We start from the raw sequence: 21,019 nt of genomic DNA on the forward strand, positions 1-21,019 counted from the left end.
AATGAAGATCCTGGAGGACTGTTTTTAATGACAATGATTTTGTTTTTGAAAACCAGATGCAAATAAAATTTTACCTGTTATGATACCCACCTGTTTTTCTAGATGTTATCAATAAGTTATGACTGATGTAATTTTTATTGGCGCAGGACCTATCGGTCTTTTAGGTGCTATACAATTAAAGCTGCAATTCCCAGAAAAAGAAATTCTAATGTTTGAAAAATATGAGGTTCCTATACGTAATCACGCCATGTATGTGGAACAAAGCTCTTTTTCTGGAATGGATAGAAGTAATGGCTTTGGAGAGATACTAGATAGTATTCATTCCAAAGTGACAATTAGTGATTTGGAAAAAAAGCTAAGGGAATATGCCATATCAATTGGTATTAAAATTCAATACCAAGAAGTAAAGGACTTTAATGAGTTAAAAAAACACTATCCTGAAACGAATTATTTTGTAGGAAGTGGCGGATTAAGAGGAATTGTCCATCCTCAAGTTTTTAATGGAGAAAACCAGATTAATGAACCTTTGCGTTATGCAGTTGAAGTTAAATATAAAGCCTCTGGTTCCACACGTGCACTCAATAAAGTCACCGAACTTCCAGGAGTACTTGCTCATACCAAACATCTGGTTTCCGAATATGTGGGGCATTTAAAAGAGGGGCAAACACCAATTTCATTAAGAATTTTCATTGATGAATCTACCTATCAAGCGATGAAAGGTGCAACCTTTAAAACACCATATACCCTTACAGATAAGGATAAAATTCCCTCTGATTTATATGAGACTATAGCCACTTATTTAAAAGGAAGAAAATACCTTGCTAATGAAATCATCGAAGAAGATACTTTAAAAATTTCTACGATTACTTTATCTATTTATGCAAGTAAAGATTTTTGTAAGCAAGTAGATGGAAAAATAATTTTTCAAATTGGAGAAGAGGGTTTTGCCTGTCCGTTTTACCGAAGCTTTAATGATAATGCATCCTGCATCCCATTTTTTACTAAAGCAATGAAAGCACTTTTCAACAATCGTAATGTAGAAGTGAATAAAATAGGTTCAAGTTCATTTTTTAGCGCGTCTACTAGTGAGGAAACGCCACTTGAATACTACCAACATAATGTACAAGGATTTGTAAATAGTGAGATTCGAACGATTCATTACTTAAACTTCGGAATTGAAATGCTTGAAACTTCAGTTAGTTCATCTCAAGCTGTTCCTCAACTCACAGGATCTAAACTGAATTTAAAAAGAGGGGGTAAGATTTTCTTACATGAAATAAATAGAGAACATCAAAACGATGAGCAAGAAAATACTTCTTCATCCACATGTGTGCTCTTATAAAATTAATAAGTAAGTAGGTATCAATGAAGTCAGAATCGCTTTAAAAGACAATGAGATAATTCGGTTCTGACTTTTTTATTTTGATAGGGGAGTCGTCTTTTAATTGGTTTTGTGTATTCCTACAGCCAGTAGTAGCCAAGCAACAATAAAACATACTCCACCAATGGGAGTAATCATGCCAATGATTTTTATTTTCGTCACACTCAGTAAATATAAACTCCCTGAAAAGAGCAAAATCCCGGCAAAAAATAACCATCCTGAAACTCTTATGGTTTGTGCATTAAATTGATAGAGAATCATGCCTACAAATAATAAGGCCAAGCTATGGATAAATTGATAAAAAACTCCGGTTTGAAAAATATGCATTTGATAAGGGCTAAATTGTGACTTCAAAACATGGGCAGCAAAAGCGCCAAAAAATGTGGCACACATTGCTGATAAAGCCCCAATTACCATAAAACGCTTTGGCATTACTGATTTAGACGGAGAATGCATCATTGTTAGAACTATTTTCAAAGATCAATTAATGGATTATATCAAGCCTTATTATAAATAAATGCATCAATATGAGATAAAGATTTTGTTCACGAGAAAATGCCCGAAGAATTTGCAGCACGATATAGGACGAATTCTCTTAAGCAGGGGTTAATTTAAAAGGTATTTTATATACTCCTGGACCTTCTTCAGGGCATCCCGCACCCTCTATTTTAATACTTCGTTGACCAGAAAAACTTCCATCGTCATTCGGTGTAAAAAATTCGAATAAAGTAGATTTGACTTTACTGCCGTCATTGCAATTGAAGAGGTGAGAGGCTTTTAATTCCCAGCGATTATTATTCCAGTGATAGTCAATGTACTTGGGAGCGCCGAGAGGGGCATATAAATTAGGCGTATGAGCTACGCACCCCGAGGCTTTACATATAGTGAAGAAATCTTCCTTTTGCTTGGTTGGTCGGCTGTTAGGATTAGGTTCACCATTAAATGTTTGTTTTGCACGATCTAAGTACCTGATGTACGAACCATAAATGGGAACAGGAGTTGGGGAAGAGGCGGCAAGGGCAAATGATGCCATGGCGCAAACAGATGTTACAAGTACCAGTGATTTTGTGCAAAATGCAAATGCGTTAATCATTTTAATTCCATTTACTTAATGTTGGGATATAATTTTTAGTCCTGTTCTAATCATACATGATTTTTGCGGGAAAAATCTTTTGACAAGCGATGCAAAACAATCAAATGTAATAGTTTTATATTAGTCATTATCAAAGAATATAGTCAAGGATAATACTTCTCTACCGGCAATTGCATGCCAAATTTTCAATACCCTATTAAAGTGAGTATCTTAAGAGTTTTTTTGACTAGTGATTGATAAACATTCGATTGAATTATGGCCTTCTGCTGCTAATTTAAATGGATTTAATACCTTATCGCGTACGCAAATATAAATTTTGGCAGCAATACTTCAAGGCAATACGAGTGCAGTATGTGCTGATTTTCAGTCTATTAAAAAGCAAATTCTTTAATAATTAGTTAAGTTTCGAGTGATACAATACAAATTGTAGCGATATTAAATCTCCAAGGTTATAAATCAATTTTTTATCGCTACATGTAATTTTGCTTTTTATAGTATTTAATATCCTTATTATCATTTCTTGTATTGGCTTTTTCAAGAGTCTAGTCTATCAAGACTGTCGACGTACATACTGGGCAGCTGTGTTTACCAATAATTCCCCTGGGATTATGCTTTTTTTGTGTAATTGGTGTATTATTAATCTATATTGTTCAAATAATTTCACTCTATCTTAGAGAGACTTGATATGAAATATTTACAACATATCAAAAGTACAAACCCAACCTTAAAAAACTTTATTCAGCATGTAAATCTAGATATTGATAACCTGAATGTCTTAATAAAAACTTACAACAAATTAGCTGCTAATGATAAAACTGAGCCGCGCGAATTAAAAACACTTCTTAAAAAAATATTGATCTATAAACAAGAAATTGAAAGTAAATATAGCGATAAATTTACAAGTCAATGCAAATCTTTTGCTCTACAAATAGAAGAAGGTTTATTAATAGAAATAAAAAAAGAATTCGAAAAATATGGCGTAACTAGCTTATATAGTGTTTTATCTCCTCATGACAGTAAAAAACAGGATCATCATTTTTCAGAAATTTTATCCAACATGGAGCCTTCCAAGGTAAAAAAATTATTTAAGATGTTAGAAAAGGGCTCGCAATTAAAAGTAAATCATCTAAAAAAACTATATAATGAAGATGAAATGGGTTATGAGGAATTTAATCAATTCCTAAAACATAACGACATAAGTTTCTTAGGTGGTGAAAATTCTAAAAACTTTAAAATTACGCCTGCTAGAGGTGATCCTTATGTTTTAAGGCTAGAAAATCGTATGGGCATGCCCAAATTTCCTGTGAATGATCTCAGAAAAAAATCGCTTAAAGACACCATAACGCCTATTATGACTGAGCGTCAAGTGACTAAAAATAATGTAACTAAAACCATCTCAACTACGTTATTTTGCCCTGGTGGCGACTTAATTAATCACAGTAAAAAACATCAAAAAAAAACAAAAAAACTTCGAAAATCAGCAGTTAACGTCTATAATCAAATGCTAGCCATTTTAATTGATATAAGCAAAGATGGTTATGCCTTCACCGATATGAAAAATTCAAATTGGTTAATTGATCATAACAATAAGTTACTAATTTCAGATACAAAATCCTTTCTCAGTTGTGAACAAGACGGCACCCTTCACTATACTAAGGCCACTCAACATACTGGAGGTGTGATTGTACAAACTGACTATATGAATCCGCCAGAATTTTATACTAAAATTCCCGAACACAAGCCCATTTCAGTGGATAAAATGCATGCTTTTATGTTTGGGAAAAATCTATACGAATACATTACACAGCCCAATTGCAATTATGATGATTTTTCTGAGGCTATAAATGGCGAAACTGATTTAAAATTTACGCATCCCATTTTCGCTGGAATTGGGGGTGAGCTATTTAAAGAAATTATAAGCAACACTATTACTGAAGATGACGAGAAACGCTTTTCATTAGTTGATGTACATTTTCAGTTAAACAAGATAAAAGCATTACACCTCATAGATGCAATCAAACATTCTATTCCTATTGATTATGATAAAAAGCGTCACGAATATATTATCCATCAAACTGAAAAATTAAATCATGCAACCAATTCCGATATGGTAATTAAAATTACCGAAGAGCTTTTAAGCGAAAAATCAAAAATTAAAATTAATAATATTTTGCAAGAGCTTGTTTATTTAGGCGATAGAGAAAATATAGAAATTCAAAATTTTATAAAGGAGAAGAAAGACATTTTAAATAAACTCCATAACTTAGAAGATATTAATAAGTTAAAAAATGAATTAAAAGAGCTTTTAAGATTGAAAAAAGAAAATATAAACCTTGCAAATGACCTTTTAAACGTTGTTTTTACTCGGAAAGAACGACTTAAACTTACGTCTGTTGACGATGATAAACTTACTGAGTTTAGTAAGACTACGAACGAATCAATTGATAAAGCTAACGATTTAGAAACCTTGGAAAAATTGAATAAAGAATTAAAAATGATTTTAGATCAAAAAACCAGAAATCTTTTTATTTTAAACAATATCAATCAATATAGTATTAATGAAAATGATATAAAGATGAAAGAATTTATTGATCACTATAAGAACTTAATAAATAACACTAATGAAATTAACAAGCTTCAAGACATCCAAAAAATTCTCAATGAAATACTTGCAGACCAAAAAATAACTACAGAAGTAAAAACAGTCATCGATAATTATCTAAACAGCAAAGGCTATGTAACAATAGGAACGAAACAAAAGGCTTTAAAAATTCAGGATGAATTTGCTAAAATTTCAATTGAAAATAGAGGCCAAGTTATGAATGAAAAAGACCCTACAGGGTATAATTTTCGACTAGCGTTAGCAACTAATCGTGTATTTTCATTACTTAGACCTGTTAAAGTAGATGAGCAAAAAAAAATTGATACAAAAACAGCCTCAGACACATTCATTAAACTCAAAGGTAAAATTAAAGACATAAAAAAGGACGACGAACCTACTCAAGTAGAAAGCAAAAATAAGCAGAATCGTTAATTATGGTCCTCATCTAAAGAGAAACTAGAGGAATATGGCTATGATCAAGTTAAGAAAAGCGTTTACTGAATTAAATTTACCCGCTCAATACGAAAAGGACTCCGATTTAAAAACACTTGAAACTTGGTCTCAAGAAAATATATCACAAGATATCCATTTTCGCGGCACAGCACCCCAAAGATATGATGAGTATTTAGCTTTTACAGAAAATTTTTTGGATAATTTTCTAGCTCATTTGCCTGCTAATTTTATGCAATATGCAGCACAACATGGATATGATCGGTTTATATCGCTGAATTCTGATAGTACAAAGTTAAATGAACCTGACAATTATGGACTAACTCCTTTACATCAAGCAGCTATTAAAGGGTATTTATTTACAGTGCGAGCACTACTTAAACAAGGTGCAAACCCAAACTTAAGTAATTCACAACAGCAATTGCCTATTCAGAGTAGTTTACTCCTACCTATCCTCCATGATGAAGAATTACCCCAACTTAAAGAAGAAATTTTTTTTGAACTCTTTCCCGTTACAACCGATGCCTTAACCAAGCAGGATAATGCTGGTAATACCCTCTTACACCAGCTGGCAGCTCATGGTTTTTTAAAGATTATTAAAAAATTACTTAACGATAATCCGCAACTTGCTTTTATTCAAAATAATGTAGGGGTTTTCCCCATTCATACGGCTATATTAAACCAGCAACCGGAGGTAGTTGAGTTTTTACTATCCATTAAAGGGGTTAGTGAGTTAAGTGATTCAAAAAATCGTAACGCTTTGCATTATGCAGCTCGATATGGCTCAGCTAAAATTGTTAAAATGTGTTGCCACATGGTAGCTAATATTGATATTCGTGATAGTGAAGGTAAAACACCTTTGCTTTTGGCATCGCTTGCCAACAATAAAGAAGCTGTTGCTGTTTTAACAGAATATGGGGCTAAGATACAGCCCTGAATGAAGATGTAGAATAAATTTAAGTCGGGTGGGTTTAAATAACTGCGCCACCAGAAATACAGTGAGTCAGCTAAACTCAAGGAGTTACTGAGCGCATGATAGGATTTTGCAGTGAGATAAGCGTTTCTGTCGAATGTATTTCTTCAATAAGCTGAATTTTATTCACTAAGAGCTGTTGTAAGGCATCAATGGATTGGCACATCACTTTAATAAAAATATTAAAATGATGACCAATAGTGTAATAAGCTTCAATAACCTCTTCCAGATCTTCTAATTTTTTAAGAGCAGATTGGTAATCTTTGGCATGATTAAGCGTAATACCGATGAAACAACAAACATCATACCCTAATCGTTTTGGGTTAATATGCACATGCACCCCTTCAATAATACCCGTTTGGCGCATTTTTTCTACACGCACGTGAATCGTAGCGGGGCTTACAGAATATGTCTTAGCTAATTCTGCGTACGCTGTACGTGCATTTTTCATTAATGAATGGAGTATTTTTTTGTCAAGATCATCGATTTGATAATTTTCTAAGTCTTTCATCTTCATTTTTTAAATAATATTTAATTAATAGTTAATTTTATTAGATATTATCTTTTATATCTATGTTTATTTTGTTTTAACCATAAAAATAATAGAAAAATTCAATATAATATAACATTAAACTAATCTGAGGTAGTAGTATGAAGCAGTCTTTTATTGAACAACAAAAGCAAATCAGCTTTGTTAAATCTTTTTTTTCACGTGAATTAGAGCAAAAATTAGGTCTCATTGAGGTGCAAGGACCATTATTAGCTTGTGTAGGTGATGGTGTGCAAGATAACTTATCAGGGACAGAACAAGCTGTCTCTGTAAAAGTTAAAGCCATACCTGATCGTAGGTATGAGGTTGTCCATTCATTAGCTAAATGGAAAAGAAAGTTACTAGGAGAGTGTGACTTTCAAGCTGGAGATGGTATTTATACTCATATGCGTGCTTTAAGACCGGATGAAGAGGTATTAAGTGCCACCCATTCTGTTTTTGTCGATCAATGGGATTGGGAACGGGTCATCAATGACCATGATCGCTGTTTAAGTTATTTGAAAAAAACAGTCATTGAACTTTATGATGCCATCAAAGAAACGGAAAAAGCGGTTAGTGAGCTTTATGGTTTAAATCGATTTCTACCTCAATACATACATTTTGTTTATACAGAAGAGTTACTTGCTTTGTATCCTAATCTATCTCCTAAAGAAAGGGAGCGAGAGATTACTAAAAAATATGGAGCAGTTTTTTTAATTGGGATAGGAGGTGCTTTGTCAGATGGAAAACCTCATGATGTACGTGCCCCGGATTACGACGATTGGAGCTCGGTGAATGAAGTAGGATTAACTGGATTAAATGGGGATATTTTAGTGTGGAATCCAGCGATTGAGGATGCGTTCGAACTTTCTTCTATGGGTATTAGGGTCAATGAAGCGATGTTAAAATATCAATTAGCATTAACAGGTTCCCAACATCGTTTGGACTATGATTGGCATCAGAAATTAGTCTCAGGTGCTTTACCCCAAACTATTGGTGGTGGTATTGGCCAATCTCGTTTAGTAATGCTTTTTTTACAAAAGAAGCATATTGGGCAGGTGCAATGTAGTGTTTGGCCTGATGAAGCTATAAAAATTTGAAAGAAGATGAAGAAAGATAGGACGTATTCCAATGTTCTGGAATACGTTTCGCTTATTTATAATTTTATCTAAAGGTGTTGACTCCTTCAACAGATCCATATGGTTTTGGGTTACAGGTCAAATTGATTTGAGGGAACATTTTTTTCTGTATCAGAAAATGCAGTTACATATGTATCCAAACGTTTTAAAAAGTGAATTAAGTTTTGCTTTTTTTCCGCCATTGTTTGGTATTGTGAATCTGCAGTAAGATTATTCATCGCTTCAAACACATGGTGTGTTTTTTTAATTTGAATCCCTGGTGTTCCTGGTCCTGTATTTATGGATAAAGTATTTTCATCACCTTTGTAAAATGAGATATCACCTTCACCTTTTATTCCTTTTTTAATAGGAAGGCTAGCAAACCATTGCTCAAATTCGGGTTCAGGAAATAGTGGTGTATGTGTGCCTTTTATACCTGTAAAATTAATATCGATTGCTTTAAACGCAATAGAAATACCTTCTAATCCTTTAGCTTTTTGTAATGCATTGATATACGCATCTATTAAATTTAAAAATCCCAGCAAATTTTCTTCTCGTTCCACATTTGATTTGGCATCGGCTGTAATGTTGTTTAAAGCGACAAAAGCTTCGCTTGATTTTTTAATTTGAATTCCAGGGGTTGCTTTTCCTTTGTTAATTGACACAGTATCGTTGTCTATTTTGAATAAAATGACACCCTCCCAAGGAGTAGGTTTCTGAAGTGGAATACTATTAAACCAATTTGTAAATTCATGATGAACAAATAGATTAACATGGGTTCCGTCAATAAGATTAAATGAAATATCCTTCATTTTAAATCTAACATAAGACTGAGGAGCTTCCGGCATTAGGCTAAATCCATTTTGTACAAGATCATGAATTAAATTACGAAACAGTTCTGAATTTGGATATTCTTGAGTTGCCTTATCGTGTTCATAACCATATTTTTGCCGAAACAAAAAAATATGATGTGCAATAATGGATGCAAAGGTTTCAGTAACTGGAATGGAGAATACTGAGGAATATTTTGTTTCTAATGCATGGAATAATTGTTTAGCAAAAAAAGAATTTTGTGAGCCATGTCTTACCGATGGTGATGCACCATAATCCTCCAATACCTCATCTCGCCAGGTTTTATAATCTGTATTTAAAGTTTTCTTTGCTGGAGTTGGGTTTATATGGGGAGCAGTAGGGATTTTGAATAGAAAATCAAAATGGCCATGAGAATGTGCGTCTTCAAATAAATTATAGACATGAGAGAGTTCTTTAAATTGTTCTGCTGCATTTGGCAATTGACTTTTATCTGGATGGACTTTAAGGGCCTTCTTTTTATAAGCTTTTTTTATATCGTCAAAAATCTTTTCTGAGGGTTGGTTTTGCAAGTTCTGTAAGGAGAGCTCTAATACATTAAGAGCCGCATTCAAGTTTTGAGTATTAATAAATTGATCGGTAAACGGCATTAAAATGTCCTTAATAAAATTCAAAAGACAAATAATAGCATAAATTGATTTATTTTAAATCAACAAGTAATGAAAAATGTTCATAATGATTTTTAAGTTCCAGACTCTTTTGCGGAGGAATACGTTTTTTTCCAGCTGGGAGTTTTAGTCTCGGGACTTCAATCCTCACTTTCTACTATTTAATCCAAGTTTCATGCAAATGTCGCCAAAGCAATGGTGATTTTGGATTGTTTGTCGGGACAAAAATTGCAGTGGATAAACGTCTCAAATGCTCATTTTCGCTGATCTGTTGTAATTCTTCATAGCTAACGATAACATTATCCGCGCAAGAAAAAATCTCTTTAAAATGTTCAATTTTAATGGTTACCTGCGGACGAGAACCTGCTGCATGATGGTACCAATTGCTAAGCCATACATAATCTCTTAAGACTCCATCGGGTTGGATTATAGTAAAATTCGGATGAAAATAACTTAAAAAAGGCAATCGATCTTCATGAATCATTTTGTTGTGAAATAAATTCTCAATTTGGACATGAAGCTCAATGACTTCGTGATAGGCTTGTGTTAATTGGTGTTGTATCGATGTATTTTGCAATTTTTTCATTATAGCGTAAAGTCCCTAGCTGAATGTGAGTTTCGGATAAGAGAACGTATCTTCTTAACACTTGGAATGCATTTATTTTTCTATACTTTTTAAATTTTCTATTTGTTTGGGCCAAGTAAAATGAAATACCGCGCCATGATTTTTAGCGGATTCGACCCAGATACTGGATCCTTGGGTTTCAACAATTTTTTTGGCGATACTAAGTCCTACTCCACTACTTTCGAAAATATCACGAGGTTGTAACGTTTGAAAAAGCTGAAAAATTCGGTCCTGGTATGCATGGTCTATTCCAGGTCCATCATCAGCAACAAAAAACTCATAATAGCCTTTTTTTTCAATAACCCCTACTTTAATGTGCCCCTTATGAAGATGATGATGTTTTACACTATTATCAATAAGCTCATAAAGTACTTCGTGTAATGGTGTTTTTTCTGCTTTGATAGGAAAAGTGCATCGATCGCAATGAATATCGAAATCGTTTGTAGTATCTACTCTATGAGCGACTTTACTTACTAATTCGGGAAAGTTAATGGTTTCAATTTTTGAATGCATCCCCCCGGCCTGAGCATATTTTAATAGCCCATCCAATAAGTTCGACATTCGATAAGCGCGCTTTCTTAAAAAGGATAGGTATTTTCGAGATTGAGGGGTCAACTGGTTTTCCGTATCTTCTTCAATCCACGAAACAAGATGTTCTATTGCGGGTAATGGTGATTTTAAATCATGAGACGCTAAATAAACAAAACGCTCTAATTCATCTTCTGCATTTTTAACTAAAACTAAATTTGCAATTCTTGCTTTAAGTTCTCGAGCAGAAAAAGGTTTCGTCATGTAATCTTGAGCACCTTCTTGAAGTATACGCACACGAAGATCATCATCTGCTTTCGCAGTTACAATCATTATAGGGGTGGAAAGCAAAGAGGGATGCTGTCTTATAGCATGAACCATTTCGATTCCATTCATTTTGGGCATCATGATATCACTAATAATTACATGAGGAAGTAACTCAATCGCTTTATTTAAACCCTCTTTACCATCTTGAGCATAGATAATGCGATAATCGTTACTTAGAATTTCACACAAAAACTCATTCATTGCTAAATTATCTTCCACTATTAACACCAGAGGGGAGTTGGCATTTTCTACCCCCTTTGTTTGCAGCACTTTTGTTTTTTGTTGTTTATTTGCATAATGAGGTATTTCAAGCATTCCTAACGGGGGTTGTTTATGATGCACTAATTGATTTTCTGGTGCTTTTAATGGAATTTGAATGACAAAAAGTGCACCACCTAATTTTGATTTCTGCACATTAATCGTACCTTTATGTAATTCAACAAAATCTTTTACGATTGCTAGTCCTAAACCCGTACCTGCTGAATGATACAAGCTTTCTTCCATTTGAAAGAAACGTTCAAAAATTGCTTCTTTAAATTTTGAAGGAATTCCTGGGCCGTTGTCTTCAATAGAAAATTCGGCATGATTCTTTTTTTTATGCAATTTAAGATTGATTTCGCCATGAATTGGATTGAATTTAATTGAGTTGGAGAGTAAGTTAAGGATAATACGCTCTATTTTTTCGCCATCAATTTGCATAAATAGTTTTTTAGGTAACTCACAAGAGACTCGTAATTCTTTGGCTTCAATATCTGCTTCAAATAAAGACAACACCTTTTTAATAAGGCGTACAAAATCAATATTGTAATAATTAATTTTTAATTTCGCTGCATCAAATTTTGCAATATCTAATAAATCATTCACATGTTTTGATAATAGAAGGGCATTCTCTTTAACTAATTGTAATTTTTTTGTTTGTGAGGCGTTTAACGGTTTATCCCGTAATAATGTATCTATTGGCCCTAAAATTAACATCAGTGGTGTGCGTAATTCATGACTAATATTTGCAAAAAACTGCGTTTTCATTTGATCCAGTAAGGCTAAATGGCTATTAACCTCTTGTAATTGTTTATTTACCGTCTGAATTTCTTGGGCGCGTTGATAAATTTCAACTTCCATTTCTCCGGCTCGTGTACGAAGTTCTTCCATTGTTTTTAGTTGTTCAGAACGAGATTTTTTTAATTGGATATATTCTGTGACATCCTCAACTCGATGAATAATATATTTAATTTGATTATGAGTATCTAAAACGGGTAAATTGATTGGACTCCAATACCGTTCTTCATATCCTCCTCCTTTTTCTTTAGGACGACGAATATCGTATTTTTGAATTGCCATGGTGTCATAGGTTTTATTTTTTAAAACCCTATTTAATGAAGCGCGTAGATTATTTACTCCTGTCGCGTAGGGATCTTCTGGGTTATCTGGGAACGCTTTAAATATATTCTTGCCTATAATTTGTTCTCTAGTAACCATAGTAGAGCGCAGATAATTATTGCTGGCCGCAATAATTGTAAAGTTTTTATCTAAAATAAGATAAAGTCCAGGAATCGATTCAAAAATTACTTTAAAATCAATTTCTCTTTTTGTATTTTCCATCTGCTTGACCTCTTATTCCATATATTTTTAAAGTATAAAATATTTACAATATTTTTAAAGTAAATGCAGATTGATGGTTGGATGGATTTATTGAAACCAGAGAAAATTTTTTGGAGTAATTAGCAGTTGGCCAGGATTTTAAATGTAATTTGCCATAAGCTCGGAGCGTTTTGCTCCGAGCTGATACTTTATCTTGCAGGAACTTCTTTCCACCAATTTGTTTTGGTTTCTGTTGCCCAGTGCCCGTCACGCATTCGAGCAACGAAGGCCTCAGCTTTTTCAGGAGATGATGTTTTTGGATCTAATTGAATGCACCAATCCCATTCACCTGTTGTAGACCACATCCTTTGTACGCCATCCCATTTTGCCATTTCATTCATAGCAGACATAGGTTTGTTACTTTTCATAAAAATTACACTATTCCATGCATCCATTATTACTATCCTTATAAAAAATTTTGTTTAAAATAAGCTTGAAATAATTCAAGCTTATTAAGAATAGAATACTTCTAGAATTCTTTCCATGGATCTCATAACTTTTTATGATCAATTGTACTATGGAGAAAGTATTCTTAAATGTTCACGCCACGCCAGCTAATAATTCCTTCCCTAAATTCAAAAATTAGGTGACCTCAGAGACAATGGCTTTGCGGGCTACATCAAATTGGTCATTATCCCAGACAGTGCTTATTTGTAATCTATGATTATCCAAAGCTTCATTGTAGGCTGCTAACCCAATTAATAGATGAGAAAATTTAATTTTTTTAAACTGGGCTATACTTTCAAGCAAAGTCAATCGTTCAATTTCCGCTCCGCTAATATCATCTCCCAACTCATCGTTGACACCATTGAATTTTTCCTCAAACCACTCTTCTAAAGGGTGGTTGAATATAAAGACGTGTGATATTTGAAAACCACCTGCAGCACGTGCATCAAGGTATTGTTTTATATTTATGCATTTTGCGTTTTTATTGGTGTATGCAACAGCTTGTGCGAATAAAGGAGTGAGCTCAAAGGTTTGCGCTTGCATTAGGGCACGTAATTCGATTAATGATTTTCTTCCATGGTCATTCTTTTCATTCTCTTTTTGTTCATCGATTGCATTTATAATATCGCGCAGACATTGAGCATTTGTATTCTTATCTTTAATTATTTTTTTTAAGATTTTTTGGAAATTATCAGGTAACGATTTGGCTTGTTGACGGTCTAATACTTCTAATAAACGTTGGTCAAATATAGTTTTATCCAATTCATTATATAATGGCGCAGCTTTTATATAAAGATTGGCATGTTCTTCTTCCAAATGCTCTTCAAGCATTTTATACGTCAACTCCTCTATGGTGGGGGCGCTTGTTTCAACCATACCCCCACCGGGTAATTGATAGAGGCCATGGCGTTTTGCAAAACGAATTTGTCCTTTTGCATTGACACTTATCCTATCTACAGATTCATTGAAGAGCTTCCTCAACATTTGAATTTGAATGGGATATAATTGATTTGTTGGTGGGTTATTAATATCCAGTTGCTCTAAATTAAAGACATTTGCTTTTCCAATTTTTTTAAGATGATCTTTTTGTGCGCTACGGAATTTTTCCCAAGTTTCAGGGGTATATTCAGAGATCGGTTTTTTTAATCTCATTTGTCCTGGTGAACCAAATTCAAACCAATCGCATAATTCAGCATCTAAGTCCATTTTATAGAAATCAAACAAAATATCAAAAAATTGTTGATTTTCCATTCGATTCAAAATGTCGGCATAGTTAATTAATGTTGCAGTATAAGATAATACTTTATAATGTTCCTTCGCTTCATCTTTGGATATTATTTCTCCAGATAATTTTTGTACGCCAGTAATTGCATCAAGCAATATATCTTTTCGTGTTAGAGCATGTGCATTTTTATATTGGAGCAATATTGGTTCAATATCACTAAATAATGGTAACTGAGAAGACATATTTACTCCTCCATGTAGATACCTAATAAGTCGTATTAGGGTTTGAAATAAAGGATGGCATAATACGTTAAGCATTTGCTCGAGCAGGGAAAAAAATAAGATGTTCTTTTTTTATTATTGTAGTTAAATATTCTAAAGTTCCAGCAACTTTTTCGGGTTCATCAAAAAACTCAATGATTATAGGAAGAGAAAAAGGTACCTCTAAAAAAGAACTATTATGGACATTTGTTTCACCAAAGCCACTAATAGCACGAAAAACGCTTATTCCACGAATTTTAGCTTCATTTTGTAGATACTTTAAAATAGAAGGAATATTTTCGGCTCGTTCTAAAGTATAAATTCGTACAACTGTAATTTCTACGGTTGGAATCTTAATTTCATTTATCATGCTCTCTCCCTTATACAGCCTCTAATGATTGTCCCATAATCTTCATTAAGTATAACAATATAAGAGTTTATTTAAGATAACTTTAAAATAAAAATAAGTTTCTTAAAGCGCATATGCAAAATTATCGCATGCTTTATAATACGTTGTTTGCAGTGGTTTTGGAAAAAATTGCTATTTACTGTAAAGTTAATGTTTATTTGAAGTAGCGAAAATTTTAATCTGCATCAATGAGCTAAAAAGGTATTTCATGAAAAGGATATTTAAAGTCTCAAAAAATGAGATTAATTTACCTGTCATTGTGATTGTTATCAGTGTATTAATTGGTATTTATCATATTTTTTCTTATTTGATTCCTTTTACAAGCCATGCTTTCGTTGTGACTAATGTCACACCTGTTGCCGCAGATGTTTCCGGTTTCATTACTAAGATTTATGTACATAATGGGAGTATTGTTAAAAAAGATCAGCCTTTGTTTGAGGTTTATCAGAAACCTTATCGTTTAACTTATGAATATGCAAAAGCACGGCATGAAGAAGCAATAGAATCTCTCAAAGTGATTGATCGCCAAACGCAAAAAACGGAAACATTATTAGCTGCTGCAAAATATGCTTACGAAAAAGCCAAATTTGAATACCAATTAAAAAAAGCGCCTAGTGTACGTGAGGCTTTGTCAAAACTTGAAGTGCGCACGCTTGATTATGATTTACATTCGCTTGAACAGAAGATGGATTCACTGAAAAAACAAATTGCTATTGAAGATCAGCAAATTATTCAACAAAGAAAACTCATTAAAGCACTCAACGCAGAAAAACATAATGCTCGCGTTAATCTTGATTTAACTACAGTCAGAGCTCCGGCCGATGGAGTCGTTGATAATCTTTATATTGGTCCAGGAACACCCGTTAAAATTCATGAACCTTTATTCTCATTTATCGATACGTCAAAGTGGTGGGTACAGGCAAACTTATATGAAACTGACTTACGGCGAGTAAGGCCTGGCGATAAGGTGTACATAATGCTGCGTATGTATTATTTTAATAAAATCTTTCATGGACGGATAGTCAATACTATATGGGCGGCGGACCGGCAAACAACAGATCCACGCACGCAACAACAAAAAGTGGGTAGCAACAATCAATGGCTTTTGGAGCCTCAACGTTTTCCAATTCAGATAGAAATTCTTGATCCAGATCCTAAATATCCTCTTCATCCTGGTGCCAGTGCTTATGTTTATATCAAAACTCACTCACATCATTGAAGTTTATGATCCATATGGGAATCATCGCGTAAATGGAATGAAAGCTACTTATGTTTTGTTGATTCTATTTGCGGTTAACTTTGTTTTTTCCATTCCTAACCCTTACTTTTATTATTTTTATATTCCTCTAACAGCAATGGCTGCCGAAGTTGTTGGCGAAACTATGAAGAAAAAAAACTTACTGCTTTTTTATTGTATATTATGGTCTGCTATTAGTGCGTTTTTCTTTGATATTTTTTCTATTACCCCTTTTTTTCCTATTCTTGCATTTTTTTATTCTTTTCTGCTGTATTTAATTGCCATTAAAAGCAGAATGCATACCATTGTTATTGCACCCGTTGCATTAAGTTTAGGTGCTTATTCTTTATTGTATGGAGAGATTAATACCAGTTTTTATGCAATCTTAAATAATTGCTTAAACACGTTCATTGCAATGGCAGTAGTTTTTGCTGCATTAGCTTTTTTTCCTCGCAGCTATTATTATCGTCTGTGGTTAAGAGCATTATTATTATTGATGGCACAAATTACGGAGCATTTATCCTTAATGGTTGCAAATCAAAGAATTGTTTTTGATCCAGTCCGCGGCCATACGACCCATTTAGTACGCTATACAAGAATGTTACCTCGTTCTTTTCCACTGCGTTCGATTTGGAAGATTAATTTACTGATGAATCAATTGCATTTATTAGTTTGTGTTACTGAGGCAGAGGCAATTATGATGGATAGTGAAAAGATTAACTTATTTATTCAAAAGCTCCATGTTTTTAAACAAGCAGTTGAAAAAGAACGGCCTTGTGATTTAGCCCCAACGCCTTGGGTCATTTTAAATAAATTAGTACATTCTTGGAATTATCTGTGTTTAAAAATATAGATTATCGAAAAACGCGAGCATTACAGATTTGCCTTGTTTTTGCCACAGCTTTGGCCGTTCAGCGGCTAATGGGATATTCCCATGCTGGATGGATAGGTTTTGCTGTAATGATGATTTATGCAGGTTTTGATAAGGGGGCAAGCTTATTACGTACTACCCACCGATTCTGGGGGGCTGTTTTGGGATTGCTCCTTTCTTATTTTTTGTGGGTTATGGGACAAATAGATTTTCGTTTAATCTTGATTGTTATTCCTTTTATTGTATTTATGGCTTACTTTTCTTTAGGTAAACTTTATGCATTTCCAACTATTTTTACCGTGACTTTGACCTCATTAGGCACTGATTATTATGGGGGAAATAATTATGCTGTTCCTAATTTCTTTTTTGACTATCTATTGTCCACCGTCGTTGCTTTTTTATTGTGTTTCATGTTTGAGTTTTTCGTATTTCGGGGTAGCCAATTATCACGCAAATTTTATCTTGATTTGCAAAAAAGAATTATTACACGTTTAAATAAGCTCTTTCATATAGTAATCCAACGACCAATGCGCGATAGTAGTTATTTACACGTAAGTATTGAATTAAACACAAATATATTGGATTTGTATGCCTTTGTTGATGCAGCAAAACATGAGACGCATCCAGAAATAAATTTTCTTGAGGAGTTGTCTTTTTTTAGCTCTGTGGTGCAACAAGCCTATCATAATATACGTAGACTATTCATTTTATCACCTCATCGTAATGAGTTGTTGGAATTAGAAACTCAAAACATACTCGAGCAACTTGCTCGGGAAAACCAAAGCCAAAGGATAAAATACATTGGAGAGTAAATTGATAAGGACAATTGGCTTACTCACTTTGAGTTTCATTTTAAGCTCTTGCACGCGGCATGCCCAAAATCCTGTACTAGTGGTTCCCGATCAGTGGGCTGCTAAAGATACCCATTACATGAATTCCAATGAAAACCTACCTTGTTTTGCATGGTGGCAACAATTTAAAGATCCTAATTTAGATTCATTCATTGATAGAGGTTTAATTTATAATAATGACATTAACGTCGCTGTTGCTCATATCGAAGCAGCTCAAGGTGAATTAAGGCGTGTACAGTTGAATTGGATTCCTGACGTTACTGGAAATGCGGGTTATTCTTCATTTCCTTATCTAGGTTTTCCAGGGGTTTTGCTCACTGTAGTGCCTACTTATACTCTTAATATTTTTAAACAGATTAAAGAACAACAAAAAGCCAAATATGAATTAAAAGCGACAAAAGCAATATATCATGGTGTTCGACTGGCCGTGATAAGTCAGATTGTCAGCAATTATTTTAATTATTTGAGCCAGATAGAACGCTTAACGTTGCTGCAGGCTTTGGAGCAGGATCTTTCTAAACTCATTACGATTGCCCAGACTATGTATCAAGGTGGTTTATATGCTCGAACTGAAATAGATCTCGCTAAAACTGAGCTTTCTTTAATCCAAGCGAAAGAGCGCGTAGTACAACAAAATATTGTGGTTCATGAAAATGCTTTGCATTATTTATTAGATGAAAATCCAGATAAGATTTTCGTGAGTCGTCGTTTCAAGGATTTAAATGGTCAAAAAATGATTATTGGTGCTCTTCCAATAAATATCATTGAAAATCGACCTGATATGGAGCAAGCGAGACAAGAGTTATTTGCCGTTAATGCAGGGATTGGTATTGCTTTTGCTCATTTATTACCGACAATTAACTTAGCAATGGCTCGAGGTGAAATTGCTAAAGTTGAAAATGGCGGGCAACTAGGCCAGGCGATTCATTTTAACCAAGCTATTGTTGAAGTTCCATTTTTAAGAGCATCGACGTATGGACAATTAGCCAAAGCTAAAGGATTGGATAAAGCTTCTTATTATCGATATAGCGATACCTTGCGCAAAGTGCTTAGGGATGTAACTAATGATTTGTCGGCTCATGAATTGTATACCAACCGCCTTAATGATGTACTAAAAGCAGAACGAGAACTCACTAATGCTTATCGTTTAAACCAGACTTTATATCAGAGAGGAATTATCAGTCACCTGAGTTTGATCAAAGAAAAAGTGAGGCTAGACGAACTGGCTATTGACGTCAATCAACATAAGTTAGAGCAATTAATTACTGTTGTTAATTTGTATCAAGATTTAGCAGCTGGATATAATTATATTCCTAGGTGTTTTAACAACAAACCCTAATCGCTATGGCTAGGCTTAAGTGATTCACTTCCTGCATTTATATACCGACATTGGTGCTAAATATTGTTATTCCTTTAATGAGCAAAACAAGATTGTAAGCTAAGGATATATGTCAACAGCCTTTAGTGAAAATTATTTAAAATTTAAGTACTTATTCACTGAATGTTCTTATAGACAGAGATGAAGGTATTGTGCAAAATTAAGAGTTCTACCCTTAGCAAAGGATGCTATAATCATGGGATGTTTATATTCACAATCACGACTGTCTGTAATTGCCATTCTAGTATCACAATCTATTTTGAGCACCACATCTTTCGCTGCTGGCTTCCAAATTAATGAGATTAGCCCTAGCTTACAAGGTGATGCAACTGCTGGTGCTGCAGCAGCAAATAATGATGTCTCAGCAATGTTTATTAATCCAGCAACATTATCAACTTTAATAGAAACTCAAGGGTATCTGGGCGCAAGTGAGCTTTTTCCGCATGCTAAGATGACGGATGCGCATGCGAGACATACAGTTAATATTCCGGGAATTCCTCCTAGCAGTATTACTGCAACAGTTAAAGGTAGCCATCGCCAAGGAAGTGTTTCACCTTCTGCATTTGTTCCAGATGGATATTTTGGTTGGCGAATTAATAATAAATTTGTCGCTGGATTGGCTTTACTTGCTCCTTACGGTTTGAAAACAGCTTATAACTACGATTCTGTAGTACGTTTTGCTGCTGTTTATAGTGCGGTTAAAACCATAAATATTAATCCTGCGCTTTCTTATTCAATTAATGATAAGTTAGCTATAGGTGGGGGCTTTCAAGCTCAGTGGATGCAGGCAACTTTTTCTAATTTTAATGGAGCCTATACTGGAATAGCTCCTATTGATGCTTTGATTGCCGCAAATCTACCAACTCATCTTAGAGGAGAGGGGTGGGGGTATGGCTATAATCTAGGAATTCTCTATAAGCCGTTTGTAAACACGCGCCTTGGTATAGGCTATCGTTCCCAAATTGCAGAGACACTAAAAGGTCATGGGCAGCAATACATTTTACCAGGAGAGACAGTTCCGGCACCATCACCAAATTTCCTGTTTAATGCACAAACTCGTGTTAATACATCTGTGAAAACACCGCAAATTTTAACATTAAGCGCGGCTCAGGATATCGCTAATTGGACAATCAAAGCCTCGGCACAAATCAATTTCTGGGATGTTTTCAACCAGATTAGCATTAATATGCCAGATGCTTTTGCTACCAACAGCACGATTCAAACACGGTGGAGAAATGCTTGGTTTGGAGCATTAGGTGCGGAGTATCATTGGACTCCTGTATGGACGTTCCGCGGTGGTATTGCTTATGATGAGACCCCAACCACCAGCTTCAGAGACCCACGTATTCCGGATTCTGATCGCTATTGGGTTAATATTGGCGCAAGTTATACAGTTAATAAACATATATCAATTGATGCGGCTTATGCACATATCTTCCTACAAGACCAAACGGTCAATGTCATTCAAGCTAGTGGAAGTAGTGCAACGAGCACCGCGCCATTGGAAGTAAATCAGGTATCAGCGAACTACAGTGGTTCAGTTGATATTGTGGCACTGGCTGCCCGATACAAATTTAACTAATTCAAAGGAGGTGGTCG

The 21,019-nt window shown here is 34.3% G+C and carries 18 protein-coding genes; 9 read left to right on the plus strand and 9 right to left on the minus strand.

Annotated elements, in window-relative coordinates; translation table 11 throughout:
• Positions 1 to 118 precede the first annotated feature (118 nt).
• Positions 119 to 1,342, plus strand: coding sequence for a hypothetical protein (locus DYH34_RS18295; RefSeq protein WP_238589552.1), 1,224 nt, complete (start codon positions 119 to 121; stop codon positions 1,340 to 1,342).
• 99 nt (positions 1,343 to 1,441) lie between these two features.
• On the opposite strand, the gene DYH34_RS03790 is transcribed toward DYH34_RS18295, so the two are convergent.
• Both DYH34_RS03790 and DYH34_RS03795 read right to left on the minus strand, forming a co-directional pair.
• Positions 1,442 to 1,840, minus strand: a complete 399-nt coding sequence (locus DYH34_RS03790; RefSeq protein ID WP_058465891.1) for a DUF423 domain-containing protein — start codon at positions 1,838 to 1,840, stop codon at positions 1,442 to 1,444.
• Positions 1,841 to 1,976: 136 nt separating this feature from the next.
• Positions 1,977 to 2,474, minus strand: a complete 498-nt coding sequence (locus DYH34_RS03795; protein WP_058465892.1) for an MBOE_33420 family protein — start codon at positions 2,472 to 2,474, stop codon at positions 1,977 to 1,979.
• Positions 2,475 to 3,159: 685 nt separating this feature from the next.
• Here DYH34_RS03795 and DYH34_RS03800 point away from each other — a divergent pair.
• Together DYH34_RS03800 and DYH34_RS03805 are read left to right on the plus strand one after the other, a co-directional pair.
• Positions 3,160 to 5,508, plus strand: a complete 2,349-nt coding sequence (locus DYH34_RS03800; RefSeq protein WP_058465893.1) for a hypothetical protein — start codon at positions 3,160 to 3,162, stop codon at positions 5,506 to 5,508.
• Between the two features lie 40 nt (positions 5,509 to 5,548).
• Positions 5,549 to 6,463 carry an ankyrin repeat domain-containing protein gene (locus tag DYH34_RS03805; protein WP_058465894.1) on the plus strand — a complete coding sequence of 305 codons (915 nt, stop codon included), beginning with the start codon at positions 5,549 to 5,551 and terminating at the stop codon, positions 6,461 to 6,463.
• 76 nt (positions 6,464 to 6,539) lie between these two features.
• On the opposite strand, the gene asnC is transcribed toward DYH34_RS03805, so the two are convergent.
• Positions 6,540 to 7,010, minus strand: coding sequence for a transcriptional regulator AsnC (gene asnC, locus DYH34_RS03810; RefSeq protein ID WP_058465895.1), 471 nt, complete (start codon positions 7,008 to 7,010; stop codon positions 6,540 to 6,542).
• A 140-nt stretch (positions 7,011 to 7,150) separates the two neighbouring features.
• On the opposite strand from asnC, the gene asnA reads away from it, so the two are divergent.
• The gene (asnA, locus tag DYH34_RS03815; protein ID WP_058465896.1) at positions 7,151 to 8,128 is read left to right on the plus strand and encodes an aspartate--ammonia ligase; all 978 of its coding nucleotides are present in this window, start codon (positions 7,151 to 7,153) and stop codon (positions 8,126 to 8,128) included.
• 110 nt (positions 8,129 to 8,238) lie between these two features.
• Here asnA and DYH34_RS03820 read toward each other — a convergent pair whose 3' ends face one another.
• From DYH34_RS03820 to DYH34_RS03845, 6 genes are all read right to left on the minus strand, one after another.
• The gene (locus DYH34_RS03820) at positions 8,239 to 9,606 is read right to left on the minus strand and encodes a DnaJ domain-containing protein (RefSeq protein ID WP_058465897.1); all 1,368 of its coding nucleotides are present in this window, start codon (positions 9,604 to 9,606) and stop codon (positions 8,239 to 8,241) included.
• A 175-nt stretch (positions 9,607 to 9,781) separates the two neighbouring features.
• A complete protein-coding gene (locus tag DYH34_RS03825; RefSeq protein WP_238589553.1) occupies positions 9,782 to 10,210 on the minus strand; it encodes a hypothetical protein in 429 nt (142 codons plus the stop codon).
• Between the two features lie 72 nt (positions 10,211 to 10,282).
• Complete coding sequence (locus tag DYH34_RS03830) at positions 10,283 to 12,703, minus strand: ATP-binding protein (protein ID WP_058465898.1); 2,421 nt, start codon at positions 12,701 to 12,703, stop codon at positions 10,283 to 10,285.
• 188 nt (positions 12,704 to 12,891) lie between these two features.
• Complete coding sequence (locus tag DYH34_RS03835) at positions 12,892 to 13,137, minus strand: hypothetical protein (protein ID WP_058465899.1); 246 nt, start codon at positions 13,135 to 13,137, stop codon at positions 12,892 to 12,894.
• A 187-nt stretch (positions 13,138 to 13,324) separates the two neighbouring features.
• On the minus strand, positions 13,325 to 14,656 hold the full coding sequence (locus DYH34_RS03840) for a hypothetical protein (RefSeq protein ID WP_058465900.1): 1,332 nt from the start codon (positions 14,654 to 14,656) through the stop codon (positions 13,325 to 13,327).
• A gap of 67 nt (positions 14,657 to 14,723) precedes the next feature.
• Positions 14,724 to 15,044, minus strand: coding sequence for a DUF190 domain-containing protein (locus DYH34_RS03845; protein WP_058465901.1), 321 nt, complete (start codon positions 15,042 to 15,044; stop codon positions 14,724 to 14,726).
• Between the two features lie 247 nt (positions 15,045 to 15,291).
• On the opposite strand from DYH34_RS03845, the gene DYH34_RS03850 reads away from it, so the two are divergent.
• The 5 genes from DYH34_RS03850 (at position 15,292) to DYH34_RS03870 (ending at position 21,002) form a co-directional block, all read left to right on the plus strand.
• Positions 15,292 to 16,302 (plus strand): HlyD family secretion protein, encoded by a 1,011-nt coding sequence (locus tag DYH34_RS03850; RefSeq protein ID WP_058465902.1) that lies wholly within the window; start codon positions 15,292 to 15,294, stop codon positions 16,300 to 16,302.
• Positions 16,271 to 17,173: a hypothetical protein gene (locus tag DYH34_RS03855; RefSeq protein WP_058465903.1), complete on the plus strand. Its 903-nt coding sequence runs from the start codon at positions 16,271 to 16,273 to the stop codon at positions 17,171 to 17,173. Before DYH34_RS03850 ends, DYH34_RS03855 begins: the two co-directional genes overlap by 32 nt.
• On the plus strand, positions 17,158 to 18,003 hold the full coding sequence (locus DYH34_RS03860; RefSeq protein WP_238589554.1) for an FUSC family protein: 846 nt from the start codon (positions 17,158 to 17,160) through the stop codon (positions 18,001 to 18,003). The genes DYH34_RS03855 and DYH34_RS03860 overlap by 16 nt, the downstream gene beginning before the upstream one ends.
• A 1-nt stretch (position 18,004) precedes the next feature.
• Positions 18,005 to 19,381 carry a TolC family protein gene (locus DYH34_RS03865; RefSeq protein ID WP_058465905.1) on the plus strand — a complete coding sequence of 459 codons (1,377 nt, stop codon included), beginning with the start codon at positions 18,005 to 18,007 and terminating at the stop codon, positions 19,379 to 19,381.
• 235 nt (positions 19,382 to 19,616) lie between these two features.
• A complete protein-coding gene (locus tag DYH34_RS03870; protein ID WP_058465906.1) occupies positions 19,617 to 21,002 on the plus strand; it encodes an OmpP1/FadL family transporter in 1,386 nt (461 codons plus the stop codon).
• Positions 21,003 to 21,019 lie beyond the last annotated feature (17 nt).

This window comes from Legionella cincinnatiensis, from assembly GCF_900452415.1.
GTDB classification, from domain to species: Bacteria; Pseudomonadota; Gammaproteobacteria; order Legionellales; family Legionellaceae; genus Legionella; species Legionella cincinnatiensis.